This window comes from Pseudomonas fluorescens group sp. PF-1, assembly GCF_054481335.1.
Genome location: NZ_JBTMNG010000001.1, coordinates 2,766,994 through 2,781,885 on the forward strand (window position 1 = coordinate 2,766,994; position 14,892 = coordinate 2,781,885).

The 14,892-nt window shown below is 60.6% G+C and carries 13 protein-coding genes; 10 read left to right on the forward strand and 3 right to left on the reverse strand.

Going from position 1 to position 14,892, the window contains the following annotated elements; all coding sequences use genetic code 11:
• The first annotated feature begins 79 nt into the window (after positions 1-79).
• From ACX3YD_RS13435 to ACX3YD_RS13450, 4 genes are read left to right on the forward strand one after another with little or no spacing between them, the layout of a single operon-like run.
• Positions 80-862 carry an ABC transporter permease gene (locus ACX3YD_RS13435; RefSeq protein WP_458960230.1) on the forward strand — a complete coding sequence of 261 codons (783 nt, stop codon included), beginning with the start codon at positions 80-82 and terminating at the stop codon, positions 860-862.
• Positions 862-1,710 carry an ABC transporter ATP-binding protein gene (locus ACX3YD_RS13440; protein WP_458960231.1) on the forward strand — a complete coding sequence of 283 codons (849 nt, stop codon included), beginning with the start codon at positions 862-864 and terminating at the stop codon, positions 1,708-1,710. Before ACX3YD_RS13435 ends, ACX3YD_RS13440 begins: the two co-directional genes overlap by 1 nt.
• Positions 1,707-2,669, forward strand: a complete 963-nt coding sequence (locus tag ACX3YD_RS13445) for a HEAT repeat domain-containing protein (protein ID WP_458960232.1) — start codon at positions 1,707-1,709, stop codon at positions 2,667-2,669. The genes ACX3YD_RS13440 and ACX3YD_RS13445 overlap by 4 nt, the downstream gene beginning before the upstream one ends.
• Entirely contained in the window at positions 2,666-2,944 is a 279-nt protein-coding gene (locus tag ACX3YD_RS13450) for a DUF971 domain-containing protein (protein ID WP_458960233.1), read from the forward strand. The genes ACX3YD_RS13445 and ACX3YD_RS13450 overlap by 4 nt, the downstream gene beginning before the upstream one ends.
• A 45-nt stretch (positions 2,945-2,989) precedes the next feature.
• Here ACX3YD_RS13450 and ACX3YD_RS13455 read toward each other — a convergent pair whose 3' ends face one another.
• A complete protein-coding gene (locus ACX3YD_RS13455) occupies positions 2,990-3,709 on the reverse strand; it encodes an AAA family ATPase (RefSeq protein WP_458960234.1) in 720 nt (239 codons plus the stop codon).
• Positions 3,710-5,049: 1,340 nt separating this feature from the next.
• Here ACX3YD_RS13455 and ACX3YD_RS13460 point away from each other — a divergent pair.
• Positions 5,050-5,214: a DegT/DnrJ/EryC1/StrS family aminotransferase gene (locus ACX3YD_RS13460; RefSeq protein ID WP_458960235.1), complete on the forward strand. Its 165-nt coding sequence runs from the start codon at positions 5,050-5,052 to the stop codon at positions 5,212-5,214.
• A gap of 143 nt (positions 5,215-5,357) precedes the next feature.
• Here ACX3YD_RS13460 and ACX3YD_RS13465 read toward each other — a convergent pair whose 3' ends face one another.
• Complete coding sequence (locus ACX3YD_RS13465) at positions 5,358-6,095, reverse strand: TorF family putative porin (RefSeq protein ID WP_458960236.1); 738 nt, start codon at positions 6,093-6,095, stop codon at positions 5,358-5,360.
• 108 nt (positions 6,096-6,203) lie between these two features.
• Positions 6,204-7,946 carry an amidohydrolase gene (locus ACX3YD_RS13470; RefSeq protein WP_458960237.1) on the reverse strand — a complete coding sequence of 581 codons (1,743 nt, stop codon included), beginning with the start codon at positions 7,944-7,946 and terminating at the stop codon, positions 6,204-6,206.
• 103 nt (positions 7,947-8,049) lie between these two features.
• On the opposite strand from ACX3YD_RS13470, the gene ACX3YD_RS13475 reads away from it, so the two are divergent.
• From ACX3YD_RS13475 to ACX3YD_RS13495, 5 genes are all read left to right on the forward strand, one after another.
• On the forward strand, positions 8,050-8,961 hold the full coding sequence (locus ACX3YD_RS13475; protein WP_458960238.1) for a LysR family transcriptional regulator: 912 nt from the start codon (positions 8,050-8,052) through the stop codon (positions 8,959-8,961).
• Between the two features lie 143 nt (positions 8,962-9,104).
• Complete coding sequence (lexA, locus tag ACX3YD_RS13480; RefSeq protein ID WP_458960239.1) at positions 9,105-9,722, forward strand: transcriptional repressor LexA; 618 nt, start codon at positions 9,105-9,107, stop codon at positions 9,720-9,722.
• Positions 9,722-10,351, forward strand: a complete 630-nt coding sequence (gene imuA / locus ACX3YD_RS13485; protein ID WP_458960240.1) for a translesion DNA synthesis-associated protein ImuA — start codon at positions 9,722-9,724, stop codon at positions 10,349-10,351. Before lexA ends, imuA begins: the two co-directional genes overlap by 1 nt.
• Positions 10,352-10,358: 7 nt before the next feature.
• Entirely contained in the window at positions 10,359-11,774 is a 1,416-nt protein-coding gene (locus ACX3YD_RS13490; protein WP_458960241.1) for a Y-family DNA polymerase, read from the forward strand.
• A complete protein-coding gene (locus tag ACX3YD_RS13495) occupies positions 11,750-14,848 on the forward strand; it encodes an error-prone DNA polymerase (protein ID WP_458960242.1) in 3,099 nt (1,032 codons plus the stop codon). The genes ACX3YD_RS13490 and ACX3YD_RS13495 overlap by 25 nt, the downstream gene beginning before the upstream one ends.
• Positions 14,849-14,892 lie beyond the last annotated feature (44 nt).

The following is a 14,892-nucleotide window of genomic DNA, read 5'->3' on the forward strand; positions in this document are numbered from 1 at the left end:
ATTCAACGTTGATGTCGACTGACCCACCGCTTTCGCCGGCAAGCCGGTTCCTACAGGTTTTTGGTTGAGAGGAACAATTGTGAACGGACCGTTTAAGCGCTGGCCCCCCCGGGCCGCATCCTTGCTGCTCTGCCTGCTGTTCTGGCAACTCGCCGCCAGCCATCACTGGAACCTCGGCCTGGTGACATTCGCCAATGTGCCAACACCGCTGGCCGTGATCCAGGCCGCCTTCGGTCTCGGTGACTCCGGCAAATTGGCCCGGCATTTGAGCAGCAGCCTCGGCCGGGTGTTCGCCGGTTACCTCGCGGCATTGGTCATCGGGGTCGCCCTGGGCCTGGCCATCGGCCGTTCGAAATGGGCCGAAGACCTGTTGCTGCCGCCGCTGGAAGTACTGCGGCCGATACCGGCCGTGGCCTGGATTCCCCTGGCGATCCTGATGTTCCCCTCGTCAGAATTGTCGATGGTCTTCATCACCTTCACCGGCGCATTGTTTCCGATCCTGCTCAATACCGTGCACGGCGTCGAAGGTGTCGATCCACGGCTGATTGCCTCGGCGAAAAGTCTCGGGGCAGGGCGGCGGGCGATTCTGCTGGAAGTGATTCTGCCGGGGGCTGCGCCAAGCATCATCACCGGCCTGGCCATCGGCATGGGCACCTCGTGGTTTTGCCTGGTGACCGCCGAGATGATCTCCGGCCAATACGGCATCGGCTATTACACCTGGGAGTCCTACACCATCCAGAACTACGCCGACATCGTGGTCGGCATGTTGCTGATCGGGGTACTCGGGATGGGCAGCAGTTTGCTGATCAAACGCCTGGGCGGTTTGTTCACGCCTTGGCATCGACCACGAGGAAAAGCCTGATGAGCGTTTTTCAACATCCGGAAGGGCGCATCGATATTCGCGCCCTGTCGATCAGCCTGGGCGAGGGCCGCGCCGCTTTTGAAGCGGTGCAGGGGCTCGATTGCCAGATTGAACCGGGACAGTTCGTGTGCATCCTCGGTCCGTCCGGTTGCGGCAAATCCACCTTGCTCGGTGCGCTGGCCGGTCACTTGCAGCCGCGCACCGGCGTCCTCAATGTCGACGGTGCGCCGGTGTCTGGCCCGTCGCCGCAGCGCGGCATGGTGTTCCAGCAGCACACGCTGTTTCCTTGGCGCACAGTGCGCGACAACGTCGCCTTCGGCCTGAAAATGCGCGGCATCGGCAAAGCCGAACGGCACCGGGCCGCCGATGAAATCCTCGCCCTGGTGGGCCTTGAAGGCTTTGCCGAGCGCTGGCCGGATCAACTGTCCGGCGGCATGCAGCAGCGGGTGGAAATCGCCCGGGTACTGGTCAATCGTCCCCGGTTGTTGCTGATGGACGAACCCTTCGGTGCCCTCGACGCCCTGACCCGCTTGAACATGCAGGAATTGCTGCTGGACATCTGGACACGGATTCGCACCACCGTGGTGTTCGTGACCCACGACATCGACGAAGCGCTGTTCCTCGCTGATCGTTTGCTGGTGATGAGCTCGCGCCCCGGCCGGATCATCGAAGACCTGCACCTGGACTTCCCGCGACCACGCACCACCGAGCTGGTGACGAGCCATGAATTTTCGCGCTTGAAGCGTCACTGCCTCGAGCTTCTGCGTCACGAAGACGGTCGGCAGCTACCGCGCCTGAACCCTCTCGGACTTCCTCCTGAAAACAAACTGCCGCGATTTGCCCTATGACCTCACTCTTTGATGTAACCGATAACGACGACATTCTCGCCCTGCAACCACGCCTGATCGATGAGGACGCCGGCGTGCGCCGCATCGCCCTGATCGACCTGGCTGACCTGGAAGAACCCGATGGCCTGCTGTGTCTGGTCGATCGCCTGGCGCACGATCCGGCCGAGGAGGTTCGCGCCGAAGCCGCGCGCTTGCTTGAAGCCTGGGAGGACGAGCCCGTGGTCGAGGCGCTGTGTCAGGCCCTGACCGATCACTCGCCAGCGGTACAGGCCGCCGCCGCGCAAAGCCTCAGCCTGCTCAAAAGCGAAGCGGCCGGCAGGGTGATTCTGCCGTGGACCGGGCATGCCGACATCGGCGTGCGCATCGCCGCATTCAGGGCCTTGCGCGAGTTGCGCTTTCCCCAGGCCGCCCCGGCGGCCTTGCTGGCGCTGGACGATCACGACGCCAACGTCCGCCGCGAAGCGGTCGGCGTGCTGGGCTGGCTCAAGCAGCTCGATGCCTTGCCGGCCCTGGCACGGCTGGCCAGTGATGACCCGGACACCGACGTCCGTCGCGCAGCCACCGGGGCGTTGGGGCTGGCGTCTGACGCACAGGTGCTGCCGGCCCTGCGACAGGCGCTGCAAGACCAGGCCTGGCAAGTGCGCGAAGAGGCCGCCACCACGCTGGGCAAGGTCGGGCACGCCGACGCCGGTGCCGCGCTGGTCGAAGCCTTGGGCGACGATTACTGGCAAGTGCGCCTGCGCGCCACCCGCAGCCTTGGGCGTTTACGGTATGCCCCGGCCCTCGATGCGCTGATCGAAACCCTCGGCCACCGCATCAGCAATCTGCGCAAGGAAGCCGCACTGGCCCTGGGCGAGTTGAACGAGCGGGGTGCCATTGCGCCGCTGTTGGCCGCCCAGAACGACGGCGACCCGGAAGTGCGCAAGGCGGTGCGCATTGCCCTGAGTCAACTGCAATGAACCCGCTGGCCATCGGCAACTCCCGAAGCAAACAACAATTGCGCCTGAACTGGCCGGACGGTCGCGAACAACGGCTGGACCACGTCGAGTTGCGTCGCCAATGCCCGTGTTCTCAATGCCGGGCATTCCGATTGCGCGGGACGCCGCCGATGGTTGATGGACGGGTTCAGGTGATCGAAGTGAATTCGCAGGGATATGGCTTGCAATTGGTGTTCAGTGATGGGCATGAGCGGGGGATTTATCCGTGGGCTTATCTGGCTGGACTTAGGGACTGAATATTCAGTCTGGAGCTTTTCCCCCCTATGTGCGGTTCCAGTTGTTTATGTCGCGAATGCAGGTTCAGTAACGGCCCGGATAAATGCATCGTCCACAGTCTTTGCTCCATACTTGTGCATGAACTCACTACCGTTGGCAAAGCGATTGAAGCGTTGCTGACTAATCATGTAAAAATAATCACAATGGTTAATGACTTCATCAACATTGTGCGAGGAGACAAGAATGGCGGAGCCCTCTCTGGCAGCGCCGTGAAGGCATTGCCAAATATAGTGACGAAACTCGGGATCTACACCAGCAGTAGGTTCGTCGAGAATCACGAAGTCTGCAGCAATTGAAAGAAGAGAAAGGGTAAAGAACCAGCGTGTTTCTCCGTAGCTGCATAGCGATGATTTTTTGTTCCAGATATCTTGGTAGCGGTCAACTATCGCAGGGCTCCACGCACTTAATTTTTTTAGGGTTTTGTCTTGTGTCATTGGCTCGCTTGATGACAGCGCAGTCACCATTTTAAAAATGTCACGCATGCGCAACGGGGGAGAAGTGGTAATGATCTGGGAAAGGTATAAGAAATGACTAAAGTCGTTTTTTATGAAGCCGCACTTTGCTTTTTTAAGATCACAGATGATATCGAAAAAAGTTGTTTTTCCAGAGCCATTGGGCCCGAGAATTCCGACAATATCGCCTTGAGCAACCTCAAGAGACGCCTGGGTTAAGAGGGGGGTGGTTGAATAGGAGAAATCAATGTTTTGCGCCCTGAACTTTTTCATCAGTATCGGCTCCATACAGGATTTATTCTAAGGTATTTGAATGTCTTAAATAGTGTAAAAGTGAATAAAAGAACTATTGCGATTGTGGTGGGCTTGTTGGATTGAAAGCCTTGTTCCATTATTTTGCTTGCAAGAGTTAGTGGGTTTGCAAGATTCAAAGTATCAGTGATGTTGTTTGCCCTGCTGGCACTCATTGTTCCGAGAATTAGCATGCAAAACGAAAAAATGGAAAGCAAAGTGTTCGAGTTCTGAAAGTTGATCGGTAGCCATGAAAATACAGCCCCGAGAGTGCAAAACATGATGAAGCAGACATAGAAGCGTAGTGTGATACTTAGTAGTTCATTGAGGTTGTAGTTTCCAAATGGAAATTTCGTCATTAGGTAAAAGGTCGCACAATAGAATGTCGATATTAGTGAGTAGGTAATGAAGTGTGATGAAAGGAAAATTAATTTTGAGTCCTTGGAGTAAATAAATGATCGGGTGAATCCGCTTTCCCTTCTTCCGATAATGTAAAAGGCGAATCCGAATAATGCGACGCTCGAGGAAATATAGGCATAAAACCATGCTGAAACTGTAATGTAGTTACTGGAAAAATAGTTGGCGTCTTGCCTGGTTGCTGCGAAAAAATAGAACGTCGCGCAAGGTGATATCATGATCCAAAATAATGAGATGGGTTCTTTTAATTGTTCTTTAATGAATATAGAGGTCAGGGAAAAAATTCTGGGCCAGATATTTTTAGTCATGATTGAATTCTCTATGGGAATGGAGCCGTTGTTTCTTTTCTTTCGTTGTGTATTGCGAGGTGAAGGGAGTTTGTCACTTGAAATTAAATGGTGTCGCTAGAGTTAGTTGATTTTTCTGTTGGCTGCAAGTGGGTTTTTTTTGTCTTGTGGGGGTATTCCTACTTACTTTTAAGAAGTGTCCTGCATGCGATTCGGAGTCTTGGTGGTTTGGTTTGGTTTTAGTGTGGATAGTGTCTGGCGTGGAGTTGTAAAATTTCTTTTTCATACCGTATTTTAGTTTTCGATAAGTGGGAATGATCTTGCTATGACGAGTAGGGTGTTTCTGTAGGATTAAATGTGCGTCTTGTACTTTTTTTATGATTTTTATTTTTTCTAAGTGCTGATTTTTTTAAAAATACGACGAACGGTAGGGCTTATTTTTTTATTGTTCGCTTTGTTAGAGTAGGGCGTGCAGGGCATTGCATCTTTCAGCACTGATTCTCCAACGTTGGCAGGAACTTTTAGCGGCGGGAGACTTTGTGCTCGGCGAGGAGGTCGAGAAATTCGAGGCATGGATGTCCGGGCGATGTAACAGAGCCCACGCCATTTCCCTCAGCTTTGCTTCTAGCGCTGCGGGCTCTTGAAATAGGCCCCGGCGATGAAGTGATCACCTGCGCAAATACCTTCGTAGCGACGGTAGGGGCAATAGTTTCCGCAGGCCTCAGTGATGGGCATGAGCGGGGGATTTATCCGTGGGCGTTTCTGGCCGGGCTTGGTCGGTGAATGGAATACCGCTTTCGCTGGCAAGCCAGCGCCTACAAATGATCATCGTTTTGGTCATCTGAGCTGGCTTGCCAGCGAAGGCAATCTGAAATTCAGTACACATTTCAAAGATCCAATCACCAACAAACCAGCAAACGGCGAACTCAGAAAGGCCTGCTCACGCTCGCCACTACCGTCGCGCTGCACACGTCATCGAAGCCCCAGTTGCTGGCGCACTGGCTCTTCGACAGGTTGGTGTCGACGTAGCTCAGGCCCAGCACGACGCCTGCCAGTTCATGGGTTAGTCGGACTTCCCATTCGCGGTACGAATCCTCGGCTTCACCCGAGTTCGAATACAGGGTCGGGTCCTTGAAGTCCATGTTGCCGTAACGCAGTTTCAGGCCGGTGCCATAGGGCAACTCGGTTTCATAGCCGACGTAGGTGTAGAGCGAGTTCTGCTGGCTGTCGATGCCCGGTGCATCGTCGGAGTAATAGGCACCGAGCTTCACCCCATAAACGCTGAGAATGCCGTAGACCTCGCTCTGATTGAACTGGCTCTCTTTCGGGTAACTGTATTTGAGATAACCAAGGTCGAGATTGACCGCATCGGTGGCTTGCCACAGCCAACCGGCGTAGTAATCGATCTCCTGTCGGGTCTTCAGGCCGCCGCCAAAGTCGACGTTGGAACTCCATGCGCCCAGGTACAGGCCACTGCTGTGGGTCAGGGTCGCGCCGGCTTGCAGGGCCGGGTCGTTCTGGGTTTGCGAGATACCACGGCTGCGGTAGTCGCTGGCCAGGTTCACGTCCAGCAGCAACGAGAAATCATCATTCAAGGGCACGGCGTGGCTGCTTAAAGGCAGCAGGCTCAAGGAGCCGAGGGCGAACAGGGTGAAAACGTTCATGGGGTACGTCCCGCTATTGTGATTGTTATAGGCAGAAGTCGGACATGGCTGCGCCTGGCCCCGTGTTGAGAAACACGGAGTCGGGCAGCGGAGGGGTTGCTGTTTTTCTTAGAGGGTTGGTGCGTAGACCTGACGACCGGCGAACCAGGTTTGCAGCACTTGGGTGTCATGCAGGGCTTTTTCGTCGACGCTGAACACATCGCGGTCGACCACGATGAAGTCGGCCTGTTTGCCAGCGGTCAAGGAACCGATCTGTTTGTCCAGGCCAATGGTGCGGGCGGCGTTGAGGGTATAGGCGTAGAACATGGTTTCGCGGTCGATGCGTTCATCGGCGTTGAGCACGCCCATTGGGCCGACCCGGGTCATGGCCTGGGCCATGGCGTTCCACGGATTGGGCGACGACACCGGCCAGTCGCTGGCCCCGGCGATGGTTGCGCCTTGCTTGAGCAACGAGTGCGCCGGGTACTGGTAACGGAACGCCAGGGCACTGATGTAAGGCTTGATCATGTCCGTGGTGTAGTCGTCGGCGCTGGCCCACAGCAGTTGCATGGACGCGATGACATCGAGCGGTTTGAAGCGGGCGAACTCTTTCGGATTGACGATCTGCAAGTGCGTGATCGAGTGGGTCACACCGCTCTGGCGGTCCTTGCGCGCCTGGGCGATGCCGTTCAACGATTCGCGTACCGCGCGGTCGCCGATGGCGTGGATGTGCACCAGCCAGCCCCGTTGATCGATGGCGCTGACCAACTCGCCGAAGTGCTTGGGATCGATCAGCAGTTCGCCCGGTTTGTGCGAGTTGGTGTAAGGGTCGATCATCGCCGCGCTCTGCGCCGGATACTCGATCACGCCATCGGCGAAGATCTTGATGCCGGGCAGCGTCAGGTTGGGAATGCCCTGGAACTGCTGGCGGACCTTGTCCAGGGTGTCGAGATCGGCCGGAACGCTTTTGCCGTTGGCCACCAGCAGCGCCGCGACGTGGGCGGTCATGCCGCCGCTTTCGGACAGGGCCTTGTACACCGGCAGCACGCCGACGGTTTTCTCCGTGGGCTTGAGGGCGAATATCGGCTCGCCGGGCGCGGCGTTGGCGGCGGGGTCCATCCATGCCGTGATGCCAAGACTGTTGTTGTAACTCACGGCGGTTTGCGCCGCCTTGAGCATGTCGGCGGCACTCGGCGACGGCATCTTCGAGGCCACCCGGTCCCAACCGGCGTCCACCAGAAATCCGTTGGGGCTGCCATCGGCGAGTTTGCCAATGGTGCCTTTCTCGGCGTCCGGCAGGTTTTTCAGCAGCGTCGCGTCGACGCCGGCGCGCTTGAGCATTACATTGTTGGCCCAGGCCGTGTGGTGATCGCTGCCGGTAAACACCACCGGTACGTCGGCCCATTCGCCGCTGTTGAATATCTTGCCCAGGGCTTCGGCCTGCGCCCAGTAAGCCGAACTCATGCCGGCCACGGTCAGGACATCGCCATGCCGGGCCTTGCCGTCGTCACGCCAGGTGCGCAGGCGTTTTTCCAGTTCGTCGAGTTCGACCACCTCGTCTTCCATGTTGGCCGCGACCATTTCCAGTCCGCCGAAAATCGCGTGGGAATGGCTGTCGATCAGGCCGGGCATCAGGGTTTTACCGCCCAGATCGATGACTTGGGTCCCTGAGTCGATCAAGGCCTTGATCTGCGCATTGCTGCCCACTTGCAGCACTTTGCCGTCCTGCACCGCCAGGGCCTGAACCTTGGGCTGGTTACGGTCGGCGGTGAAAATCTTGCCGTTGAACAGCACCAGATCAGTCGCCGCCATGGCTTCCAACGAGGCAAAACTCATGGCCGCCATCAGTAGATTCGGGATGAATCTTTTCATTGAATGTTTCCTTGTTATTGCGTCTGATGGCCAGATTAGTGGCTTGCCGGCGTCGGCAGAACGCCTCACTCACGAAAAACGTTTTTGCCTGAATGGAAAAAGAATGGACAAGTTGGGTGCACTGAAAATGTTCGTGGTCACCGCGCAACTGGGCAGTTTCAGTCGCGCCGCCGAGCAGTTGGGCAAGACCCCTTCGGCCCTGACCAAAGCGGTCAATCACCTGGAGGCGGAGCTGGGGGCGCGTTTGTTCGAGCGCAGTACCCGGCGGATTTCGCTCACGGAATCCGGACGGCTTTACCTGGAAACCGCGCGTCAGGTCTTGCAGCGGCTGGACGAGGCGGGGGAGGAGATCGAGCAGTTGCAGCATGGCTTGCGCGGCAGTCTGAAAATCACCGCGCCGCTGGCCTATGGTCGGGCTTTTCTCGACCAGGTGGTGGGCGGTTTTCTTGAGCAATACCCGCAGATCGACCTGCAAGTGGACCTGTGCGACGCGTTCGTCAATTTGCTCGAAAGCGGCTACGACCTGGCGTTGCGCGAAGGGCATGACGACTTGCCGGGGTTGATCGCCCGGGTGGTCGGCAGCAATCGCCTGGCGCTGTGTGGCAGCCCGGAATACCTGGCGCGCAAGGGGCTGCCGGTCACCCCGCAAACCCTTGATCAGCACGAATGGTTGTTGTATTGCCACCCATTGCTCAGCCGTGAATTCTGGTGGGTCGAGCGCGACGGCCAGCGCGTGAGCCTGCCGCAGCCCCGGACACCGCGATTGCGCAGCGACAATTACGACCTGCTGCTGGCCAATGCCCTGGCCGGACGCGGTCTGCTACACACCCCGCTGTGGAGTGCCGCGCCGTACCTGGCCGACGGACGACTGGTGCAGGTGATGGCCGATTACGACATCGACCCGGACAGCTTCGGCCCGCACATTCTGGCGGTGTACCCCAGCCATCGGCGGGCCACGGCCAAAGTGCTGGCGTTTATTGATTACATCACCGCGTATCTGGCTGACCCCCTGTAGGAGCGAGCCTGCTCGCGATGGTCGTCAACGATAACGCGGGGTGCCTGATACCCCGCGGCGGCCTCGGGTTTTTCGCGAGCAATCGAGCGTCGACTGGCTGCTCCTACAGAAGTCCTTGTAAGAAAAAACCGAAAAGAGTACAAATGTACTCCATGACGACTTTAACTCCCCGCCGTACCGCCATCCTGACCTTCATCCGCGAACGCATCGCCGAACACGGTCAGTCCCCGAGCCTCGCCGAGATCAGCGAGGCGTTCGGTTTCGCCTCCCGCAGCGTGGCGCGCAAGCATGTGCTGGCGCTCACCGACGCCGGGTTTATCGAGGTCAACCCGCATCAGGCCCGGGGCATTCGCCTGCTCGGGCAGCCGCCGCGCCCCGAACTGCTGGATGTCCCGGTACTCGGCCGGGTGGCGGCCGGTGCGCCGATCGGGGCCGATGCCGAAATCCATAGCCGCTTGCTGCTCGATCCATCGATCTTCTCCCGGGTGCCGGACTACATGCTGCGGGTCCAGGGTGACTCGATGATCGAGGACGGCATTCTCGACGGCGATCTGGTGGGCGTGCACCGCAACCCCGAGGCGCTCAACGGCCAGATCGTCGTGGCGCGCCTGGACGGCGAGGTCACCATCAAGCGTTTCGAGCGGGTTGGCGACCGGGTTCGCCTGTTGCCGCGTAACCCGGCCTACCAGCCGATCATCGTCGAAGCCGACCGGGACCTGGCCATCGAAGGGGTGTTCTGCGGTCTGGTGAGGCAAGGCTGATGGGTGCCGTCGTTGCGCTGGATACGCTGTTCAATGGCGGCCAGGTCTGGAAGGGCCGGCCTGCGCCGCCTGCGGTCAGCCCGCAACCCACCGGGCATGCCGCGCTGGATGCAGCGTTGCCCACGGGCGGCTGGCCGGAAGCGGCACTGACCGAAATTCTCCTGGCCGGGCAGGGCATCGGCGAATTGCAACTGGTATGGCCGGCACTGGCGCGGCTGTCGGCGGCGGGCGAGCGCATTGTGCTGGTGGCGCCGCCCCATGTGCCGTATCCCCAAGCCTGGCAGAGCGCCGGGGTCGATCTGCGCCAGTTGTCGATCATCCAGGCCAGCGAACGCGATGCGCTGTGGGCGGCGGAACAATGCCTGCGTTCGGGCAGTTGCGGTGCGGTGCTGTGCTGGCCGCACAAGGCCGATGACCGCGCCCTGCGTCGCTTGCAGGTGGCGGCGGAAACCGGCTCGACCCTGGCGTTCGCCTATCGCTCGATCAGTGAAGCGATCAACCCGTCGCCAGCGGCCCTGCGCATCGCCATCGATGCCCCCATCAATGCCAAGCCTGCGCAATTGCGGGTGCTCAAGTGCCGGGGCGGCCTGGCCCGTTCGGCGCCGATTGCCTTTGCCGTGGGGCATTGAGGTTGCCATGCGCTGGGTCTGCATTCTTTTCCCGCAATTGGCGCTGGACGCGGTACTGCGTCAGCGCGCCGATCCCGAAGCGCCGCTGGCGTTGCTGACCGGCCCGGCCCAGCGCCGGGTGTTGCAGACGGTCAACGGCGCGGCGCGGGCGCTGGGCTTGCGTCCCGGCCAGTCCATGAGTGCCGCCCAGGCCTTGAGCAAGGGCTTTGCCACGGCCGAGTACGACACGGCTGAAATCGAACACTGGCAGCAGTTCCTGGCCGCCTGGGCCTATCGCTTCAGTTCCCAGGTCAGCGTGCATTACCCGCGCGCGCTGGTGTTTGAAATCGAGTCCAGCCTGGGGCTGTTCGGTGGCTGGTCGCCCTTCGAGGCGCGTTTGCGCAGCGAGCTCGGCGAGTTGGGTTTCCGTCACCGCATCGTCGCCGCGCCCAACCCGGTAGCGGCGCGGATGCTGGCCAACGCCCATGACGGCCTGGTGGTGCCCGACGATCAAGCCTTGCGGCATCACCTCGGGCAATTGCCCGTCGACCGCATCGGGCTGGAGGCCAACGTCGCCACCGCATTGTCGCGCATGGGCCTGCGCACCTTGAGTCAGGTGCAGGCGTTGCCTCGACACAGCCTGGCGCGGCGCTTCGAGGCCCCGGTGCTCAAGCACCTGGACACCTTGCTCGGTTTGCGGTGCTTGCCGCTGGCGTTCTATCTGCCGCCGGACCGCTTCGATGTGCGTATCGAGCTCAACTTCGATGTGCAATCCCATCAGGCCTTGCTGTTTCCGCTGCGCCGGTTGACCGGCGACCTGTCGGCGTTTCTCTGCGGGCGCGACAGCGGCGTGCAACGCTTCGACCTGCATCTGGAACACGCCGGCTTGCCGGACACGCTGATCAAGGTGGGGCTGCTCAGCGCCGAACGCGACCCGGCGATGCTCTTCGAACTGGCGCGAGGTCGGCTTGAGCAAGTGCAGGTCGAGGCGCCGGTGCGTGGTTTTCGCCTGCGCGCCGAAGACTTGCCGAGCTTCGTTCCGCAGTTTCAGGAGCTGTTCGACGATCGCCCACAGCAAACCTTGCCCTGGGAACAACTGCGCGAACGCCTGCGCGCTCGGTTGGAGGACGACGCGGTGCACGGCTTGCGCTTCCAGGCCGATCATCGACCCGAGTGCGCGTGGCAGGCCAGTGTCGACCACCAGCCCTGCGCCGGATTCCCCAGCGTGCAACGGCCAGGCTGGCTGCTGACAGAACCCCTGGCGGTACACGAAGGCTCGACGCGCATTCTCATGGGGCCGGAACGCATCGAGTCCGGCTGGTGGGACGGCGACGACGTACGCCGCGACTATTACCTGATCGAAACCCGTAGCGGCCAGCAGGGCTGGGCCTATCGTGCGGTCGGCGAGGATGGCCCGTTGTGGCTGCAGGGCTGGTTTGCATGAGCGCCGGGTATGCGGAACTGCACTGCCTGTCGAACTTCAGTTTCCAGCGCGGTGCCTCCAGTGCCCTTGAGTTGTTTCAGCGGGCGAAAAAGCAGGGCTATCAGGCCCTGGCGATCACCGATGAATGCACCCTGGCCGGCATCGTCCGCGCCTGGCAAGCGGCGAAGTCCGTGGAGCTGCCCCTGATCATCGGCAGTGAAGTGCGCATCGAGAACGGCCCGAAACTGGTGCTGCTGGTGGAAAATCTTGAGGGTTACCAGGCGTTATGCCGACTGATTACCCGAGCCCGCCGGCGTACGCAAAAAGGCCAGTATCAAGTCTTGCGCGAGGACTTCAGCGAACCGTTGCCGGGGTTGCTGGCGCTGTGGGTGCCGGATGCGGTCGATGACTTCGCACAGGGGCACTGGCTGAAACAGGTGTTCGCTGAACGCTTGTGGCTGGCGGTGCAGTTACACCGGGGGCAGGACGATGCCCGGCGCCTCAATGATCTGCTGGCATTGGCCAGGGAGCTGCGGATGCCTGCGGTGGCCAGCGGCGATGTACACATGCACGCTCGCGGGCGGCGCGCCTTGCAGGACACCATGACCGCGATCCGCTATCACCTGCCGGTGGCCGATGCCGGATTGCGCCTGCACCCCAACGGTGAGCGGCACCTGCGCAGCCTTGACGTCTTGCGCGATCTCTATCCAGCGGCCTTGCTCGACGAAACCCTGAACATCGCCCGGCGCTGCACGTTCGACCTCGGCCAGCTGCGTTATCAATATCCACGGGAGCTGGTGCCAGAGGGACACAGCGCAGCGTCCTGGCTGCGGGAGTTGACCGAGCGCGGCATGCGCGAGCGCTGGCCCGGCGGGGCGAGCGAGAAGGTGCGCGGGCTGATCGACAAGGAACTGGGGCTGATCGCCGAGCTGGGCTATGAGAGTTATTTCCTGACCGTGCAGGACATCGTCGCCTTCGCCCGGCGCGAGAAGATTCTGTGCCAGGGCCGGGGCTCGGCGGCCAACTCGGCGGTGTGTTTCGCCTTGGGCATCACCGAGATCGACCCTGATCGCATGAACATGCTGTTCGAGCGTTTTCTCTCCAAGGAGCGCAACGAACCGCCGGACATCGACGTCGATTTCGAACACGAGCGCCGAGAAGAAGTCTTGCAGTATGTGTTCCAGCGTTATGGCCGGGGGCGTGCCGCGCTGACCGCCGTGGTCAGCAGTTATCACGGCGCCGGTGCGGTGCGCGACGTGGCCAAGGCGCTCGGGTTGCCGCCGGATCAGGTCAACGCCCTGGCCGACTGCTGTGGCCACTGGAGCGATCAGGCTCCGCCCGTGGAGCGCCTGCGTGAAGGTGGGTTCGACCCTGACAGCCCGGTGTTGCGCAGGGTCCTCAGCCTGACCCAACAGTTGATCGGATTCCCCCGACATCTGTCCCAGCATCCCGGTGGTTTCGTGATTTCCGAGCAGCCGCTGGACCATCTGGTGCCGGTGGAAAACGCCGCGATGGCCGAGCGCACCATCATTCAGTGGGACAAGGACGATCTCGACGCGGTCGGGTTGCTCAAGGTGGATATCCTGGCCTTGGGCATGCTCAGCGCGATTCGTCGTTGTTTCGATTTGCTGCGCCGTCATCGCAACCTGGACCTGAGCCTGGCGTCGATCCCCTCCGAAGACGCACCAACCTACGACATGATCGGTCGCGCCGACACCATCGGCGTGTTCCAGATCGAGTCCCGGGCACAGATGTCGATGTTGCCCAGGCTCAAGCCGCGCAAGTTCTATGACCTGGTGATCGAGGTGGCCATCGTTCGTCCCGGACCGATCCAGGGCGGCATGGTGCATCCGTATCTGCGTCGGCGAAACAAGGAGGAACTCGAAAGCTATCCCTCGGAAGAGTTACGGGAGGTGTTGAAGCGCACCCTGGGGGTTCCACTGTTTCAGGAACAAGTGATGCAAATCGCCATTGTCGCCGCCGACTACAGCCCCGGCGAGGCCGACCAGCTACGCCGCTCGATGGCGGCCTGGAAACGTCATGGCGGGCTGGAACCGCACAAGGACCGGCTGGCCGCCGGCATGAAGAAAAAAGGCTACACGGCTGAATTCGCCGCGCAGATTTTCGAGCAGATCAAGGGCTTTGGCAGTTACGGTTTTCCCGAATCCCACGCCGCCAGTTTCGCCTTGCTCACCTACGCCAGTTGCTGGTTGAAATGCCACGAACCGGCCGCCTTCGCCTGTGCGCTGATCAACAGTTGGCCCATGGGTTTCTACAGCCCGGACCAGATTCTGCAGGACGCGCGTCGCCACCATCTGCAGATTCGCCCGGTGGACGTGCGGGCCAGCGACTGGGATTGCAGCCTGGAACCGCTCACCGGCGCGCAACCGGCGATTCGCCTGGGTTTGCGCATGATCAAGGGCTTTCGCGAGGACGATGCCCGGCGTATCGAGGCGGCGCGCTCGAACGGTGCGTTTGCCGACGTCGCCGACCTTGGCGAACGGGCCCGACTCGATGCCCGCGCCCAGGAGCTACTGGCCGATGCCGCTGCGCTGCGGGGGCTGGCGGGCGATCGGCATCGGGCGCGCTGGGAGGTGGCGGGGGTGCAAAAGCAGCTTGGCCTGTTTGCCGGCCTGCCCAGTCAGGAGGAGGGCGCGGTGGCGCTACCCAAACCCACCGTGGGCGAGGACCTGCTGGCCGATTACAACAGTCTGGGCACTACCCTGGGGCCGCATCCGCTGGCGTTGTTGCGCGGTGAGTTGAAGGCACGACGCTGTCGCAGTTCGAAGGAATTGCTGGCGGTCGAGCACGGGCGGCCGGTCAGCGTCGCCGGGCTGGTGACTGGACGGCAGCGACCAGGCACCGCCAGCGGCGTGACCTTCGTCACCCTGGAAGACGAGTTCGGCAACGTCAACGTGGTGGTCTGGCGTGACCTGGCCGAGCGGCAACGCCAAGTGCTGGTCGGTTCACAGTTGCTCAAGGTCGATGGACGTTGGGAGAAGGAGGGCGAAGTGCGCCACCTGATCGCCGGGCGTTTGAGTGACCTGAGCCCGCTATTGGATGGCATCAGCGTGCGCAGCCGGGATTTTCGCTGACGATGCATCCCCCTGTAGGAGCGAGCTTGCTCGCGATGGGCGTA